At 61.8% G+C, this 13,646-nt stretch carries 14 protein-coding genes and 1 tRNA gene; 5 read left to right on the forward strand and 10 right to left on the reverse strand.

What is annotated here, in order from left to right; all coding sequences use genetic code 11:
- Nucleotides 1-6: 6 nt before the first annotated feature.
- The 8 genes from IOC61_RS12245 to IOC61_RS12280 form a co-directional block, all read right to left on the reverse strand.
- Entirely contained in the window at nucleotides 7-435 is a 429-nt protein-coding gene (locus IOC61_RS12245; protein WP_195689067.1) for a universal stress protein, read from the reverse strand.
- Between the two features lie 274 nt (nucleotides 436-709).
- A complete protein-coding gene (locus tag IOC61_RS12250; RefSeq protein WP_195689068.1) occupies nucleotides 710-1,579 on the reverse strand; it encodes a glycine betaine ABC transporter substrate-binding protein in 870 nt (289 codons plus the stop codon).
- A gap of 96 nt (nucleotides 1,580-1,675) precedes the next feature.
- Complete coding sequence (locus IOC61_RS12255; RefSeq protein ID WP_195689143.1) at nucleotides 1,676-2,509, reverse strand: ABC transporter permease; 834 nt, start codon at nucleotides 2,507-2,509, stop codon at nucleotides 1,676-1,678.
- A 5-nt stretch (nucleotides 2,510-2,514) separates the two neighbouring features.
- A complete protein-coding gene (locus IOC61_RS12260) occupies nucleotides 2,515-3,762 on the reverse strand; it encodes a quaternary amine ABC transporter ATP-binding protein (protein WP_195689069.1) in 1,248 nt (415 codons plus the stop codon).
- A gap of 218 nt (nucleotides 3,763-3,980) precedes the next feature.
- Nucleotides 3,981-6,083 (reverse strand): FUSC family protein, encoded by a 2,103-nt coding sequence (locus IOC61_RS12265; RefSeq protein WP_195689070.1) that lies wholly within the window; start codon nucleotides 6,081-6,083, stop codon nucleotides 3,981-3,983.
- 5 nt (nucleotides 6,084-6,088) lie between these two features.
- Nucleotides 6,089-6,949 (reverse strand): HlyD family secretion protein, encoded by an 861-nt coding sequence (locus tag IOC61_RS12270; RefSeq protein ID WP_195689071.1) that lies wholly within the window; start codon nucleotides 6,947-6,949, stop codon nucleotides 6,089-6,091.
- Between the two features lie 20 nt (nucleotides 6,950-6,969).
- Nucleotides 6,970-7,170, reverse strand: coding sequence for a DUF1656 domain-containing protein (locus tag IOC61_RS12275; RefSeq protein WP_161423752.1), 201 nt, complete (start codon nucleotides 7,168-7,170; stop codon nucleotides 6,970-6,972).
- Nucleotides 7,171-7,288: 118 nt separating this feature from the next.
- Nucleotides 7,289-8,167, reverse strand: coding sequence for an AEC family transporter (locus IOC61_RS12280; protein WP_195689072.1), 879 nt, complete (start codon nucleotides 8,165-8,167; stop codon nucleotides 7,289-7,291).
- A gap of 80 nt (nucleotides 8,168-8,247) precedes the next feature.
- Between IOC61_RS12280 and IOC61_RS12285 the strand changes: the two genes are divergently transcribed.
- Nucleotides 8,248-9,204 (forward strand): arsenic resistance protein, encoded by a 957-nt coding sequence (locus tag IOC61_RS12285; RefSeq protein ID WP_195689073.1) that lies wholly within the window; start codon nucleotides 8,248-8,250, stop codon nucleotides 9,202-9,204.
- Nucleotides 9,205-9,341: 137 nt separating this feature from the next.
- Here the strand turns inward: IOC61_RS12285 and IOC61_RS12290 are convergent, their stop codons facing one another.
- Complete coding sequence (locus IOC61_RS12290; RefSeq protein WP_195689074.1) at nucleotides 9,342-10,361, reverse strand: CNNM domain-containing protein; 1,020 nt, start codon at nucleotides 10,359-10,361, stop codon at nucleotides 9,342-9,344.
- Nucleotides 10,362-10,513: 152 nt separating this feature from the next.
- Between IOC61_RS12290 and IOC61_RS12295 the strand changes: the two genes are divergently transcribed.
- From IOC61_RS12295 to IOC61_RS12310, 4 genes are all read left to right on the forward strand, one after another.
- Nucleotides 10,514-10,590, forward strand: a tRNA-Ile gene (locus IOC61_RS12295).
- Nucleotides 10,591-10,687: 97 nt separating this feature from the next.
- Nucleotides 10,688-11,758 (forward strand): tyrosine-type recombinase/integrase, encoded by a 1,071-nt coding sequence (locus IOC61_RS12300; protein WP_195689075.1) that lies wholly within the window; start codon nucleotides 10,688-10,690, stop codon nucleotides 11,756-11,758.
- A 50-nt stretch (nucleotides 11,759-11,808) separates the two neighbouring features.
- Nucleotides 11,809-12,279 carry an NUDIX hydrolase gene (locus tag IOC61_RS12305; protein WP_161423747.1) on the forward strand — a complete coding sequence of 157 codons (471 nt, stop codon included), beginning with the start codon at nucleotides 11,809-11,811 and terminating at the stop codon, nucleotides 12,277-12,279.
- Nucleotides 12,280-12,368: 89 nt separating this feature from the next.
- Complete coding sequence (locus IOC61_RS12310; RefSeq protein ID WP_195689076.1) at nucleotides 12,369-13,130, forward strand: class I SAM-dependent methyltransferase; 762 nt, start codon at nucleotides 12,369-12,371, stop codon at nucleotides 13,128-13,130.
- Between the two features lie 56 nt (nucleotides 13,131-13,186).
- Here the strand turns inward: IOC61_RS12310 and IOC61_RS12315 are convergent, their stop codons facing one another.
- The gene (locus IOC61_RS12315; RefSeq protein WP_195689077.1) at nucleotides 13,187-13,645 is read right to left on the reverse strand and encodes a GNAT family N-acetyltransferase; all 459 of its coding nucleotides are present in this window, start codon (nucleotides 13,643-13,645) and stop codon (nucleotides 13,187-13,189) included.
- Between the last annotated feature and the right edge of the window lies 1 nt (nucleotide 13,646).

Below are 13,646 nucleotides of genomic sequence, written 5' to 3' on the forward strand. Positions count from 1 at the left end.
ACGTCGTTATTCGTTAGCGTCGGGGCGCACCAGGAAGACCGATGCACTGGTGCGGCTGGCGACCTGGCTGCCATTGGCCGGCATGACGATATCCAGGTGACGGTGGGCGTGGGTCGGCATCACCACGAGGTCGGCCTCGACTTCGTCGATGGCCTTGACCAGCGTCTCGACCAGGTCGGCAACGGGGTCGACCCGACTGATCATCTTGCTGCTGACCGGCTGACCATGCACCTGCCCGCGCTGCTGAGCGAAGGCCTCCAGCTTCTGGGCATACTCCTCGGGTGTGCGGGCCACGCTGCCCGGCGTGGTGGCGGTGACCCCGACATAGCAGACCTCGGCCTGGTAGTGGCGTGCCATGTCCGCGGATACCTTCAGCGATGGCTCGATCACTTCGATATGTGCCAGATCGACCGGCACCATGATCTTGTTGAACATGCCTGCTTCTCCTTGTTTGCCACGCGCCCTGTTGCCACGGGGCTTCTTGCGACGCTCTTCTTGCTACGAGCTTGTTGCGATGCTCTTCTCGCAACGGCGTGCTTGCCGGCGACGGGCCTGGAACGGTGGCTCTCCTTCCGAATGCCAACCGTGCTGAGCCGACCTTGTTGAGGTTAGTGTAGTCGCATCTCGGCATGCAAAAGGGGAGGCACTGTGGTGCCTCCCCTTTGCCTGGTCAAGCATCAGCCAGGGAGGAGTGAGCCGTTGTCCGCCCTCAGGAGGCGGCGTCGAGCCACTCCTGAACCACGTCCTGGTTCTCCTCGACCCACTTCTTGGCCTCCGCGTAGGCGTCGTCACCCTCTTCCTGCATGAGCATGACCTCGCCCATCATCTCGGTGTCCCACTCGAAGGCGTCCAGGATGGCGAAGGCCTCGGGCATCTCCTCCTCGAGGCCCTGGCGGACGATGGTGTGGATCTTCTCCTCACCGCCGTAGGTGCCCTTGGGGTCCTCGAGGAACTTGAGATCCCAGCGGGCCAGCTTCCAGTGGGGCGCCCAGCCGGTCACCGCCACATCCTGCTCGTTGTCGATGGCATTCTTGAGGGCGGCGGTCATGGTGGCGCCGCTGCCGCTGACCAGGTCATAGTCGAGGTCGTAATCCTCGATGACCTGCTCGGTCAGGCGCATGACGCCGGCGCCCGGATCGATGCCGGTGATCTTGCCGTCGAAGCTGTCGACGTGATCGTTCAGGTCGGCGATGGAGTCGGCTTCACTGTAGGCGGGGACCACCATGCCCAGCTTGGCGCCTTCGAGGCTGGGACCGGCATCAACCAGGTCATCCTTGAGCTTGGCGTAGTAGTCCTCGTGGGTGATCGGCAGCCAGCCGGCCAGGTGTGCGTCGACGTCACCGGTGGCGACCGACTGCCACATGGCGGCGGCGGACAGCGAGGAGGTCTCGACATCGTAGCCGGCCTGCTCCAGCACCACCTGCATCACGTTGGTGGAGGCGACGGTGGAGGCCCACTCGACATAGGCCAGGTGCACAGTGCCCTTCTCTTCGGCTTGCGCGGCGCCCGCGGAAAGAGCGGCGCCGGTGGCCAGGGCCAGGCCGGCGAGGCGGATGCGATGGTTAAGTAGATGCTTCATCGTGATTCCTTCCTTCGAGTATTTACAGGCAATACTCTGGCGGCTTCTCTGCGGGCTTTCAACCGAGGCCCTCAACGCAGGCCTCGGTCGTCCGGCTCAGGACTTGCGCTGTTTGCGCAGGGACTGGGTCAGTCGGTCGAGCAGCATGGCCAGGATCACCACGGCGATGCCCGCCTCGAAGCCATCCCCCGGACGCAGGCGCTGGATGGCACGCCACACCTCGCTGCCCAGGCCATCGGCGCCGATCATGGCGGCGATCACCACCATGGAGAGGGCCAGCATGATGGTCTGGTTGATGCCCGCCATTACCGTGGGCAGCGACAGTGGCAGCTGCACCTTGAACAGCTTCTGGCCACGGGTGGCACCGTAGGCGTCGGCGGCCTCGATCAGCTCACCGGGCACCTGGCGGATGCCCAGGGTGGTGAAGCGGATCGCCGGCGGCATGGAGAAGATCACAGTGGCGAAGATCGCCGACACCGAGCCGATGCCGAAGAAGGGGATCGCCGGAATCAGATAGACGAAGGCCGGCATGGTCTGCATGAAGTCGAGTACCGGCATGATCACCCGGTAGAGCCGCTCGGAGAGCGCCGCGGCGATGCCTACCGGCAGGGCGATCACCACCGCCACCAGGGTGGCGATGACCACCAGGGTGAGGGTCTCGATCATCGGGTCCCACAGGCCCATGTTCCAGATCAGGGCCATGCCGACGGCGGCGCCGATCGCCAGGCGCGCGTTGGCCAGCCACCAGCACAGGCCGACGATGATCAGCAGCAGCCCCCAGGGGGGCAGCCACATCAGGGCGTCGTTGAGGCCGTCGATGCCGGTCTGGGTCACCCGGGAGATGCCACGGGTGACCATGGAGTACTCGCTGGTCAGCCACTCGAGGCTACCTTCGATCCAGTTGCCCAGGGGAATACGGGGAATGTCGATCGCCATCACTGGTCTCCTGCCGCTGCCGTGAGATTGTCTTCATTTACCGTCGAGGGCTCGGCGGCCTGGGCCAGCTGGTCGAGCACCGCCCCCTTGACCACCACACCGAGCAGCCGGTTGTCGGCATCCACCACCGCGATGGGGTAGCTCTTCTCGCTGAACATGGCGAACAGGTTATGCATCGGCTCGTCGAGCCTCACGCTACGGAACTCCTGGGTCATGCAGTCGGCGATGGTGTCCTTGCCGTCGTTGGCCGCCTGTTCGAGGGCATCGACCTCGGCCAGCCCAACCAGGGTGCGATCCCGGCGGGTGACATAGATGGAGTCGATGTTGTTCTCGTGCATCTTGCGCAGCGTGGTGCGAGGGCCGTCGGTATCCCGGGCAATGGCGCGTACCTTGCGCATGGCATGCTCGGCGGTAAGGATCTTGGACATGTCCACGCCTTCCACGAAGCGCCTTACGTACTCGTCGGCAGGCTGGGTCAGGATCTCTTCCGGCGTGCCGATCTGCACGATCTCGCCATCCTTGAGCAGGATGATGCGGTCGGCGATATTGAGCGCCTCGTCGAGATCGTGGGTAATGAACACCGTGGTCTTCTGCATGCGGCTCTGCAGTTCCTGCAGCTCCTGCTGCATATCGCCGCGGATCAGCGGGTCCAGTGCCGAGAAGGCTTCGTCCATCAGCAGCACGGTGGAGTCGTTGGCCAGGGCACGGGCCAGGCCCACGCGCTGCTGCATGCCGCCGGAGAGCTGGTTGGGGTAGGCGTCTTCCCAGCTCTCGAGGCCCACCTGCTTGAGCGCCTTGCTGGCGATCTCGCTGCGCTCTGCCTTGTCGACCCCACGGATTTCCAGACCGAACTCGGCGTTCTGCTGCACCGTGCGGTGCGGGAACAGAGCAAAGTTCTGGAAAACCATGGAGAAGTGGCGGCGGCGGCACTCCAGCAGTGCCTTGTCATCGAGCTCGGGGATATTCTCGTCGTCGATGATGATCTCGCCCTCGGTGGGCTCGATCAGCCGGTTGAGGCAGCGGATCAGGGTCGACTTGCCGGAGCCGGAAAGGCCCATGATCACCAGCAGCTCGCCCTCGTAGACATCGAAGTCGATATTGGAGAGGCCCAGGGTCTGGCCGGTCTTTTCGTGGATTTCGGCGCGCTTGAGGCCCTGGTCACGCAGTTCGAGCCCCTTCTTCGGATTACTGCCGAAGACCTTGCTCAGGTTGCGAACCCGAATCTTGACGTTTCGGTTCTCATTCATTGATTTGCCTTCTTGTCAGTCCCTGGCGTAATGCAAACGGCGCAGCATATGCCGGGCCGATGCCACCTATTTTGGCATGCGGGAGCGTTGACGGTTGCGAAAGGTGCTACACCCTACTTTTTTTTGAATGATCATTCAACTTAACGGCCCGATGCGATGGGGCAGCCTAGTAATGGCGTCATGAGGATACGCGATCTGTTATATGACGCCAGCCGCCGTTACCTGGCGGTATCCGCCGGGGACCCCGTCGCATCGTCGCGAACCGCGTCTCTGGCCGCATCTTGATCTCCCTGGCGAGCCATGTAGGAGGCGTGGGCGCGCTGGGCCTGACGCTGCAGGGCAAGGTCGAGGCGCTCCACCAGTCCGGCGAGCAGGCTCTGGTGGCGCTCGCTCAACGAGGGCTGGTGATGTGCGGCCTCGATCAGTGCCGCGCCCGCCTCGCGCACCCCGTGAAGCGTTCGCCCCCGGGCGCTGTCGGCGTAGGCTTCGGCCAGCGCCAGGATGAAGCGCCGCTTGGCCTGCTTCAGCTCGCTACCCGGCAGGTCGTCGAGGCGGCGGCGGATCTGCAGGCAGGCGTAGCCGGTGTCCAGGCCGGCGAGGCCGAGGCTGAGGAGGTGGCGCTGGTCATCCGGCAGCACATCGTCATGCTTGGCCAGGTGCAGCATGCGGTCGGCCATGGCACCGATGAAGTGCGCCTCCGCCTCCTGCACCGGTGGGCCCGCCAGGCGCTTCAGGTCGCCGACGATGGCGGCGATCAGGCGGCGCTTGCGCAGGGTGGCGCCCAGGCCGGGCAGCAGGCGGAAGCCCATCACCACAGTGGCCAGCCCGATCATCACGGCGACGGCCCGGTTGATGAAGGAGGCGAAGGAGAGGTCCATGCCGTTGCCCGGCATGGTCAGCAGGATATTGCCGATGGTGAAGGCCAGGCAGTAGCCCATCAGTCGCGGATTGGCCGCGCCCAGCAACCCGAGGAACAGCGGAGTGAGCATGAGCATCGCCAGCATCGGGAAGCCGCTGGCCTGGGCCAGCAGCACATGGCCGAACAGGAAGGCGCTGGGGATCGCCGCCAGCATGCCCTTGGCGAACATCAAGGCGACCATGACCGGATTGTCACGACTGGCGAAGAATGCCGACAGCAGGGTGCCGAGCAGCATGGCCACCTGGCCACTGCTCCAGCCGGTGGCCATCCAGAAGGCGGCGAGCACGCAGAAGATGCCCCCGGCGCGCAGCGCGTTGACGCCGGCGACCAGGTGGTCGCGATGCCAGGCGAGGGCGACCCCGCGCAGTCGCTTCCCTTGCGGCCGGGTAATGGCATCGCGGGCATCGAGCATCACCAGGGCGTGGCCCAGGGTCTCGCGCATGCCCAGCAGGCAGCGCTGCTCGATGGGGGAGAGGGCCTCATCGGGACACGCCAGCACCCGGCGGCGCAGTGCATGCAGCCGTCGATGGGCCGCGGTGATGCCGCTCTCCCTGGCGGAATCGCGAAAGGCGTCGGCCAGGTCACCGGCCAGGGCGTGGATCGTCGGCGAGAGGCGCTGCGCCTCGTGGTGCAGCAGCTGCTGCAGGGCGTGTAGGGTGGCCAGCATGCGCAGGGTATGGCGGGTCAGCACGTGGCTGGCGCGAATTCGCCCCGGACCCTCGGGGCCCTCATAACGCGCCGCCTGGCTATCCCCCTCGAGCAGGGTGAGAGGCTCCAGGCTGCCGGTCAGGGTGGTCTGAAGCTCGCCGAGATCCTGCGAGTCGGTCATCCGCTGGGCGGCATGCAGGAAGGCCTGGTTAACGACCTCATCGGCCTGGCGGCCCAGATGGTCGCCGACCCTGATTGGCCACAGCAGCGAACTGACCAGGGTGGCGCATACCGCGCCCAGGGCCAGCTCCGACAGGCGGGCCACGGCGATGCTGAAGATGGCGTCGGGCCGGCTGGCGCCGATCACCACGATCAGCATGGCCGTGACGGCCCCCATGATGCAGCCATAGGAGGCGTTGTTGCGCAGCAGCGAGCTGCCGTAGGTGCACAGCATGATCCACAGGGTCAGGAACAGCAGGGCCGGCACGGGGGCCTGACCGAACACGGCCATGATGGCGATGCCGGCACCGCAGCCCACCAGGGTGCCGGTGATCTGGCTCAGCCCCTTCTCGACCACCATGCCACTCATCGGGCGGATCTGCAGGAACGCCGCCGAGATCAGCGCCCAGTAGGGGCGTTCCAGGTCACACCAGAGCGCCACATAGAGGGCCAGCAGCATGGCCAGGGTCGCCTTGATGGCGAACCGCACGGCCTCGCCGCTGGGAGTCAGGTATGCCTGCAGCCAGGGCGACATGCGGGTTACTCCCGGGGCTCGATATGCACCGAGGCGGTCATGCCGGCGCTCAGCGAGAGCTCCGCGGGGAGCTCATCGAGGGCGATGCGTACCGGGATGCGCTGGGCCAGGCGGACCCAGTTGAAGGTGGGGGCCACCCGGGGCAGCAGCTGGGCATCGGGGGTGGTGTGGGGGTCGGCGATGGCGCGGCCGATGCTCTCGACATGGCCGCGCAGCTCGGTATCGCCGCTCATCAGGATGACCCGGGCGGGGTCACCGACCCGGATGCGCGGCATCTTGGTCTCCTCGAAATAGCCGGTGACATGGAAGGAGTCCGCCTTGACCAGCGCCATCACCGGCGCGCCGGCATTCACGTAGTTCCCTTGGGCCAGCTGCAGGTTGAGCACATGGCCGCTCGCCGGTGCCACGACCGTGGTGCGCTCGAGGTCGAGGCGGGCGCTGGCGAGCTGGCTGCGGGCCTGATCGAGTCGGGCCTGGGCCACCTGGCTCTCGAGGCGTGCCGTCTCCTGGCTTTCGGCGCTGATCGCCTGGCGGCTAAGATGACTACGGCGCGAGGCCTCGTGCTGGCGTCGCTCCAGTTCAACCTGGCGCTGGTCGACCAGGGCCTGGGCACTCTCCAGGGCCGAGCGATAGCGCTGGGGGTCGACCCGGAACAGGGGCTCGCCCGCCGCGACGCGCTGGTTGTCATCGACCGACAGCGAGACGACCCGGCCCGAGAGGTCCGAGGCCACGGTGATGATCTCGGCGCCGACCCGGCCATCGCGTGTCCAGGGGGTATAGAGGTAGTAGTGCCAAAGCCACAGGCCGGCGAGGATGGCCAGGGCGACGATAACGAGGGTGACGAGGCTGCGAAGCAGTGTGCGCATGGTATGAGGGTTCCGGGTGACTACGCCGAGAGATAGGCCGCGGCAGCGGTGCAGATCACGAACAGGGAGACATCGAACCAGGCCTCGTACCACAGGCGGTTAGCGCCCAGCAGCCGAAAGAGCAGGCTACGAATCAGCAGGGTGGCGCCGAGCCCGATCAGGGCATACAGCAGCAGGGGGGAAAGATAGAGCCCGCCGATGGCGACTTCACGAAGTGGCATGCTCGCTCCTGGCGCGCTGGGTCTGGAGTTAACGCCATGGTAGCAAAGTTCATGGAACGCAAAATCCACGCAGGATAACGTAGCTGGCTCTCCCGCCCCTGGTCTATATCAACCAGGCTTACATCAGCCAGGCCAGCAGCAGCGGCAGATAGAGCAGCGAGAGCAGGGTCGAGCAGAACACCAGGCTGGCGACATACTCCGGCTCGCGGCGTGCCTTCTGGGCGAACAGGTAGTTGAATACCGCCACCGGCATGCTCATCTGCAGCACCACGATGCCATGGGCCAGCGGTGGCAGGCCGAGCAGGGCGCCGATGCCCCAGGCCAGCGCCGCGGCCACCGGGATGCGCAGCAGGCTGAAGCCGATGCCGGAGCGTAGGCTCCTGACCTGAATGCTGGCCAGCGATACCCCCAGGGTGATCAGCATCAGCGGCACGGTAAAGCCCGAGATCAGGTCGACGCTATTGGCGAGCCACAGGGGCAGGTCGGTATCGGTCAGCAGCAGGACCAGCGACAGCAGAATGGCGTAGACGGTGGGCGTGCGCACCAGGGTGCGCAGCGGGTTGCCGCTGTTGCTGGCCATCACCGACCCCAGGGTGAACTGGAACAGCGAGACGGTGACCATGACCGTGATGCCGTAGGCGAAGCCGGCGTTGCCGAAGGCGTAGAGCACTACCGGCAGGCCCATGTTGCCGGTGTTGGGGTACATGGCCGGTGCCAGCAGCACCCGCCAGTCCTTGCGCAGCAGGCGGGCCAGCGGCCAGGTCATCGCCGCCATGGTGCAGATCACCAGCGCCGTGGCGAGCATGGTGCGGCCGAAGTTGCCGGCCTCGATCTCGGCGCTGGAGAGCGAGGCGATGACCAGCGCCGGCGTCCCGATATTGAAGACCAGGCGGGTAACGAACTCGACCGGATAGGGCTGCCCCAGTCGCACCCAGGAAAAACCCAGACCCGCCCCGGCCAGTACCGGGGCCATCACCGCGAAGAGTTCGGCAAGCATGCAGGCGCCTCAGAAGAGTGGAGGACCCGCCATTGTCCTGAATCGCCGCACGGCTTGCCAAGGCAGAAGGGGAGAAGTGAATGCGTGACCATCTCGAACGCCACCAGGTCTGGCTCTACCTGGCGGCGATAGTGACCGGGCTGGGCCTGGGTCTGATGCGGCCCGAGATCAGGGCCACCCTCGAGGGCGGACTCTGGCCACTGCTCGGCGTGCTGCTCTACGCGACCTTCACCCAGGTGCCGCTGGGGCGGCTCGCCCTGGCCCTGCAGGACTGGCGCTTCGCCATGGCACTGGTGGCAGGCAACTTCCTGCTGCTGCCGCTGTTGGTGGGCACGCTGGTGGCGCTGTTGCCGCTGGCGCCGGCCGTTCAGCTTGGCGTGCTGCTGGTGCTGCTGGTGCCCTGCACCGACTGGTTTATCACCTTCACCCATCTGGGCAAGGGCGACGCCGGACGCGCCATCGCCGCCACGCCGCTGCTGCTGGTGTTGCAGCTGCTGACGCTGCCGCTCTATCTCTGGCTGTTTCTGGACATGCAGTGGGTGCGGGTCGCCATCGGCGCGCCGCTGCTCGGTGCCTTCGTCGGGTTGATTCTGGTGCCACTGGTGGCGGCCGGGTTGACCCAGCGGCTGGCGCGACGCCGCGCCACGGCACGCCGCCTGGTGCAGGGGCTGGGCTGGCTGCCCGTGCCGCTTCTGGCCATGGTGCTGCTGGTGGTGGCGGCGACCCAGATCGCCGGCATGCGGGGGCTGAGTGGCGTGGTATTGCAGGTGCTGCCGCTCTTTATCGGCTACCTGGCACTGGCCGCACTACTGGGCCGGGGATTGGGGCGTGGCTTCGGGCTGACGCCACCAGCGGCACGCACGCTCACCTTCAGCTTCGGTACCCGCAACTCCTTCGTGATGCTGCCCATCGCCCTGGCGCTGCCCGAGGGCTGGCAGGCCACGGTGGTGGTTGTCGTCTGCCAGTCGCTGGTCGAGCTGTTCGGCATGCTGGCCTATCTGCGCTGGGTGCCCGGCCGGTTGATCCCCGATCGATAGATCATCGTCAGCACACACCGTCGGGGCATCCAGCCAGGCCATCCAGCCAGGCCATCCAGTCAGCCCGTCTAGTCAGACCATCCAGCCAGACACCGAGCCAGGCCATTTAGCCAGAGCGGGCCAGGAGAAGCGGCGGACTACTCCTCGGTCTTCTTGAGGCTCTTGGTCCAGCGCTGGCGGGCGTACTTGCGCAGGTTGGCGACATTGTCGGTCTCGTCGACGATATCCTGGCCGAGGATGGTCTCGATAACGTCCTCCAGGGTGATCAGGCCCACCCAGGTGCCCAGGTCGTCATACACCACGCAGAGGTGCTGACGGTCCTGCACCATCATGGTGAAGATCTGCTCGATGCTCTCCTCGGCGAGTACCGACTTGACCGGATGCATCAGCGACTTGAGGTCGGCGCTCTCATCGGCGCTGTAGGTGTCGGCCTTGTGCACATAGCCCAACGCCTGCTCCCCTCCATCCATCACCGGGAAGCGGGTAAAGGGCGAGGGACTGAGCTCTGAGCTGAACTCGCTCACCGTCATGGCGGGCGTCCCCGTGACCGAGACGGTACGCGGGGTCATCACGTCCTTCACCTGGATATCATGCAGGTTGAGGATATTGATGATGACGCGGGTCTCCTCCGGGTCCAGCGCCTTCTCCTCCTGGCCGATTTGCGCCAGCGCCTTGATCTCGCCACGCATGTCGGTGTCCATGGCATCCTTGCCGATGCGCCTGGTGATCTGCTCCGACATCCAGATAAACGGCTTGAGGGTCAGCACCATGACATCGAGAGTGGGGGCCAGCATGCCCGACAGCTGACGCCAGTAGGTGGCCCCGATGGTCTTGGGGATGATCTCGGAGAGAAACAGGATCAGCAGCGTCATCAGTGCCGAGGCGATGCCCAGCCAGGCCTCGCCGAACACCACCGTGACCTGGGCGCCGACGCCGGTGGCACCCACCGTATGGGCAATGGTGTTGAGCGTAAGAATCGCCGCCAGCGGCTGATCGATATTGCGCTTCAGATCGTTGAGCCTGGCGTGTAGCTTGGGGTTGGTCTCGCGCACCTGGGCCACATAGCTGGGGGTCATCGAGAGCAGCGCCGCCTCGAGCAGTGAGCACAGGAAGGAAACGCCAATGGAGAGAACAGCGAAGGCTATCAGCAGGAACATGAGGTCTCGGATGGTGGCCAGAAAAGGGCCGCGTGTTGCGGCCTAGGCATAATCGCTGATGGCATCGCTTCACTGCAAGGCATCTCGCTCTGGTCTCGGCCATCGGCATTCGCTATCATACGCCGGCGCCTTTCGCGCACCCTCCGTATAAAGGGCCTATAGCTCAGTTGGTTAGAGCAGGGGACTCATAATCCCTTGGTCGCTGGTTCGAGTCCAGCTGGGCCCACCAATGAAATCAGCGAATTACGAATTTTATCTGGTGAGTCCCATAGTCCAAGGGTACAGTTTCGGTACAGTGCCGATCCTTCAGCCCCCTGGAGACTTTCATGGCCACCATCGTCAAGACCCCTGCCGGTAGCTGGAAAGCCGTCATCCGCAAGACCGGCTGGCCCACCACCGCCAAGACCTTCCGCACCAAACGAGACGCCCAGGACTGGGCACGCCGCACCGAAGACGAAATGGTGCGTGGTGTCTATATCCAGCGCAGCGCTTCGGAGCGCATGACGCTTGAAGCAGCCCTCAAGCGCTACCTGGCCGACGTCACACCCACCAAGAAGCCCAGCACCCAAAAGAGCGAGCGCCACAAGGCCAGCACGCTGACTGAACACCTGGGCAAGTACTCCCTCGCGGCACTAACGCCGGAGCTGATTGCCAACTTCCGTGACACCCGCCTGAACAGCATTGGCCATCGTGGCCAGCCTATCAGCGCCAATACCGTGCGCCTGGAGCTCGCCCTGCTCGGCCATCTCTACACCGTGGCCATCCAGGAATGGGGGCTGGGCCTGACCTACAACCCCGTCCAAAACATCCGCAAGCCCAGCCCGGGGGAGGGGCGTGACCGGCGCCTGAGCGCTGACGAGGAGAAGCGCCTGTTCGCCGTGCTACGGCAGCACAGCAACCCCATGCTGGCCTGGATCGCCAGAATCGCCCTGGAGACGGGCATGCGCTCCTCGGAGATCCTGACCCTCACGCGCTCCCAGGTTGACGTGAAACGCCGTGTGGTGCGCCTCACGGACACCAAAAACAACGAAGCTCGCCTGGTGCCGCTGACCCAGGCGGCCACCGAGGTGTTCAAGCAAGCGCTGAACAACCCGGTGCGTCCGTTGGACTGTAATTTGGTGTTCTTTGGTGAGCCTGGCAGGGACGGCAAGCGCGGTCCTTACGCCTATACCAAGCTCTGGAACCAGGCGAAGAAGCAGGCCGGACTCGATGACTTCCGCTTTCATGACCTGCGCCATGAGGCCGTCAGTCGTCTAGTTGAGGCGGGTCTATCCGATCAGGAGGTCGCCGCGATCAGTGGTCACAAGTCCATGCAGATGCTGAGGCGGTATACGCATCTGAGAGCAGAGGATCTGGTCGAAAAGCTTGACGGAATAAGATACGGTCGATCATTCTAATACCCCTTGTATAATATTATTATTCATTTTTAATCGATACAGAGGGTGTGATGTCTGGTCAGGGTGGTTGTGAGTTTCCAGAGACGTCGAAAAAACGCCCGGTGGTAGCAACCATCGCAGTTCTGTTAAAAGATGGTAAAGTACTTTTAGTACGTCGCTCTAACCCACCAGATGCGGGTCGATGGGGTTTCCCTGGTGGAAAAATTGAGCGAGGAGAAACAATTGAAGAGGCTGCTCTGAGAGAGCTTTACGAGGAAACAAGTGTTACCGCCAACGTGCATAGGGTGTTCAATGCTGTCGACGTATTAGACTTTGATAAAAGTGGTGAGCTTGAATATCATTTTGTGCTTGTGGCTGTACTCTGTGTATGGGTCTCAGGTGAGCCTTTCGCGGGTGATGATGCACTAGATGCTTGCTTTTTTGAAATTGATGATGTGAACCAAAAAAGTCTGGCTATTAGCTTAGATGTTGAGAAAGTGGCAAGGCAAGCTATGGTAATTTACGAAAATGAGCTGGTTTAGGAAGGATGGTTTTAATTTCTAATTCTTCTAAAGAAGCTGTTTTGGAATCACCGTATGGTGTATTCATACCTCAGGAGTAGGGTGGCTGTATGGATAATGAGTATGGGTCACTAGCCTCTTGGGTTTATCATGTGGATAAACCCATTGGTCGAACTTTTGGAGATGTTGAGTTTTATCTGTCATGCCTCAAGGATACTAGTGGTCCAGTTTTAGAGCCTGCAGTTGGTAATGGAAGGTTTCTTATACCATTGCTTGAGGCTGGTCATATAGTTCATGGCTTTGATGCCTCTCCTCATATGTTGGATATCTGCAAGAAAGAAATTTCTAGCAGAAACCTAATAGATAACGTCAGCAAGCAAAGCTTTGAAGGCTTTGTCTACAGCGAGAAGTTTTCTGCTGTAGTGATGCCAGCCGGTTCCATTCAGTTAATTAAGTCTCCTGTTGCTTGCCTAGAGTTCCTTAAGCGGTTGAAAAATTGCTTGTCAGAGGGTGGCAAGATTATTGTGGATATAGACTCATTGGCTTGTATGGTTGACTCTGGGTCTGAGGCGCGCATGTGGAATATAGGCGTCGACATGCTGACCTTAACCGAATCAAGGGTGAAGACAAGCTATTTACATCAGACCACGGTTTCTCAATTGAAATATGAGCACTGGAACTCAGGAAGCTTGGTTTCTTCTGAGCTGGAGGTTTTTTCTCTTCGCTTTTGGGGTGTTTTTGAATTCAGAAGCTTGTTGCATGAAGCTGGTTTTAAGGATGTGTCTATTACGCTTGACTATGAACGCCCGTTCTCAGTGATTGATAGTGATGCAGCTTTAGGAGAAGTGATTACATTTGAAGCTTCGTCGTAAGTGGATCAATGAGCCCTGGAGTTACCAGGGCTCTAGCAAAGAAAAAGTCTTTATTTCTATATTCTTGGTCTGATGTCTATGTATAGCCTTAACATGTCTTTATGCTGTATGCCGTTTTCGAAGATCGGTTCTGCGTAGTTATTTATAAAATAGTTTTTTATAACAGACTCCACTCGAAAGCCAATGCGATGATAATAAGTTAGCTGGTAGCCAAATGCACCTGTTCCTAGCTCTACTCGATGGATGCTTTTTTCAAGTAGGTTTTTTAAGGTAAAAGTTAACAGGTTAGTGCCAATGCCTTTTTTTTGGTGATTAGGATGTACGGAAATGTTGAATATTTCAGCTGTGTTGTCTCTAATAAGTTTTGCGACACAAGCGCCGATGATTTTGCCGTTGTCTTGAGCTGCGTAACACCATGAGTTTTTTAAATATGAGCTAATCATTTTTTCTGAAGGGTCGGCCTCAAGCAAAATCTGGATAGGTGCTTCTTTAGTATTTATCTCTAAGTATTTCATT

Source organism: Halomonas sp. KAO (assembly GCF_015595025.1).
Taxonomy (GTDB): Bacteria; Pseudomonadota; Gammaproteobacteria; order Pseudomonadales; family Halomonadaceae; genus Halomonas.

Bases quoted from the DNA above. Each gene is read 5' to 3' on its own strand.
- IOC61_RS12270 (WP_195689071.1), bottom strand. From the start codon at position 6,949: ATGCGCACACTGCTTCGCAGCCTCGTCACCCTCGTTATCGTCGCCCTG.
- IOC61_RS12260 (WP_195689069.1), bottom strand. From the start codon at position 3,762: ATGAATGAGAACCGAAACGTCAAGATTCGGGTTCGCAACCTGAGCAAG.
- IOC61_RS12310 (WP_195689076.1), top strand. From the start codon at position 12,369: ATGGATAATGAGTATGGGTCACTAGCCTCTTGGGTTTATCATGTGGAT.
- IOC61_RS12285 (WP_195689073.1), top strand. From the start codon at position 8,248: ATGCGTGACCATCTCGAACGCCACCAGGTCTGGCTCTACCTGGCGGCG.
- IOC61_RS12315 (WP_195689077.1), bottom strand. From the start codon at position 13,645: ATGAAATACTTAGAGATAAATACTAAAGAAGCACCTATCCAGATTTTG.
- IOC61_RS12280 (WP_195689072.1), bottom strand. From the start codon at position 8,167: ATGCTTGCCGAACTCTTCGCGGTGATGGCCCCGGTACTGGCCGGGGCG.
- IOC61_RS12300 (WP_195689075.1), top strand. From the start codon at position 10,688: ATGGCCACCATCGTCAAGACCCCTGCCGGTAGCTGGAAAGCCGTCATC.
- IOC61_RS12290 (WP_195689074.1), bottom strand. From the start codon at position 10,361: ATGTTCCTGCTGATAGCCTTCGCTGTTCTCTCCATTGGCGTTTCCTTC.
- IOC61_RS12245 (WP_195689067.1), bottom strand. From the start codon at position 435: ATGTTCAACAAGATCATGGTGCCGGTCGATCTGGCACATATCGAAGTG.
- IOC61_RS12275 (WP_161423752.1), bottom strand. From the start codon at position 7,170: ATGCCACTTCGTGAAGTCGCCATCGGCGGGCTCTATCTTTCCCCCCTG.
- IOC61_RS12265 (WP_195689070.1), bottom strand. From the start codon at position 6,083: ATGTCGCCCTGGCTGCAGGCATACCTGACTCCCAGCGGCGAGGCCGTG.
- IOC61_RS12250 (WP_195689068.1), bottom strand. From the start codon at position 1,579: ATGAAGCATCTACTTAACCATCGCATCCGCCTCGCCGGCCTGGCCCTG.
- IOC61_RS12305 (WP_161423747.1), top strand. From the start codon at position 11,809: ATGTCTGGTCAGGGTGGTTGTGAGTTTCCAGAGACGTCGAAAAAACGC.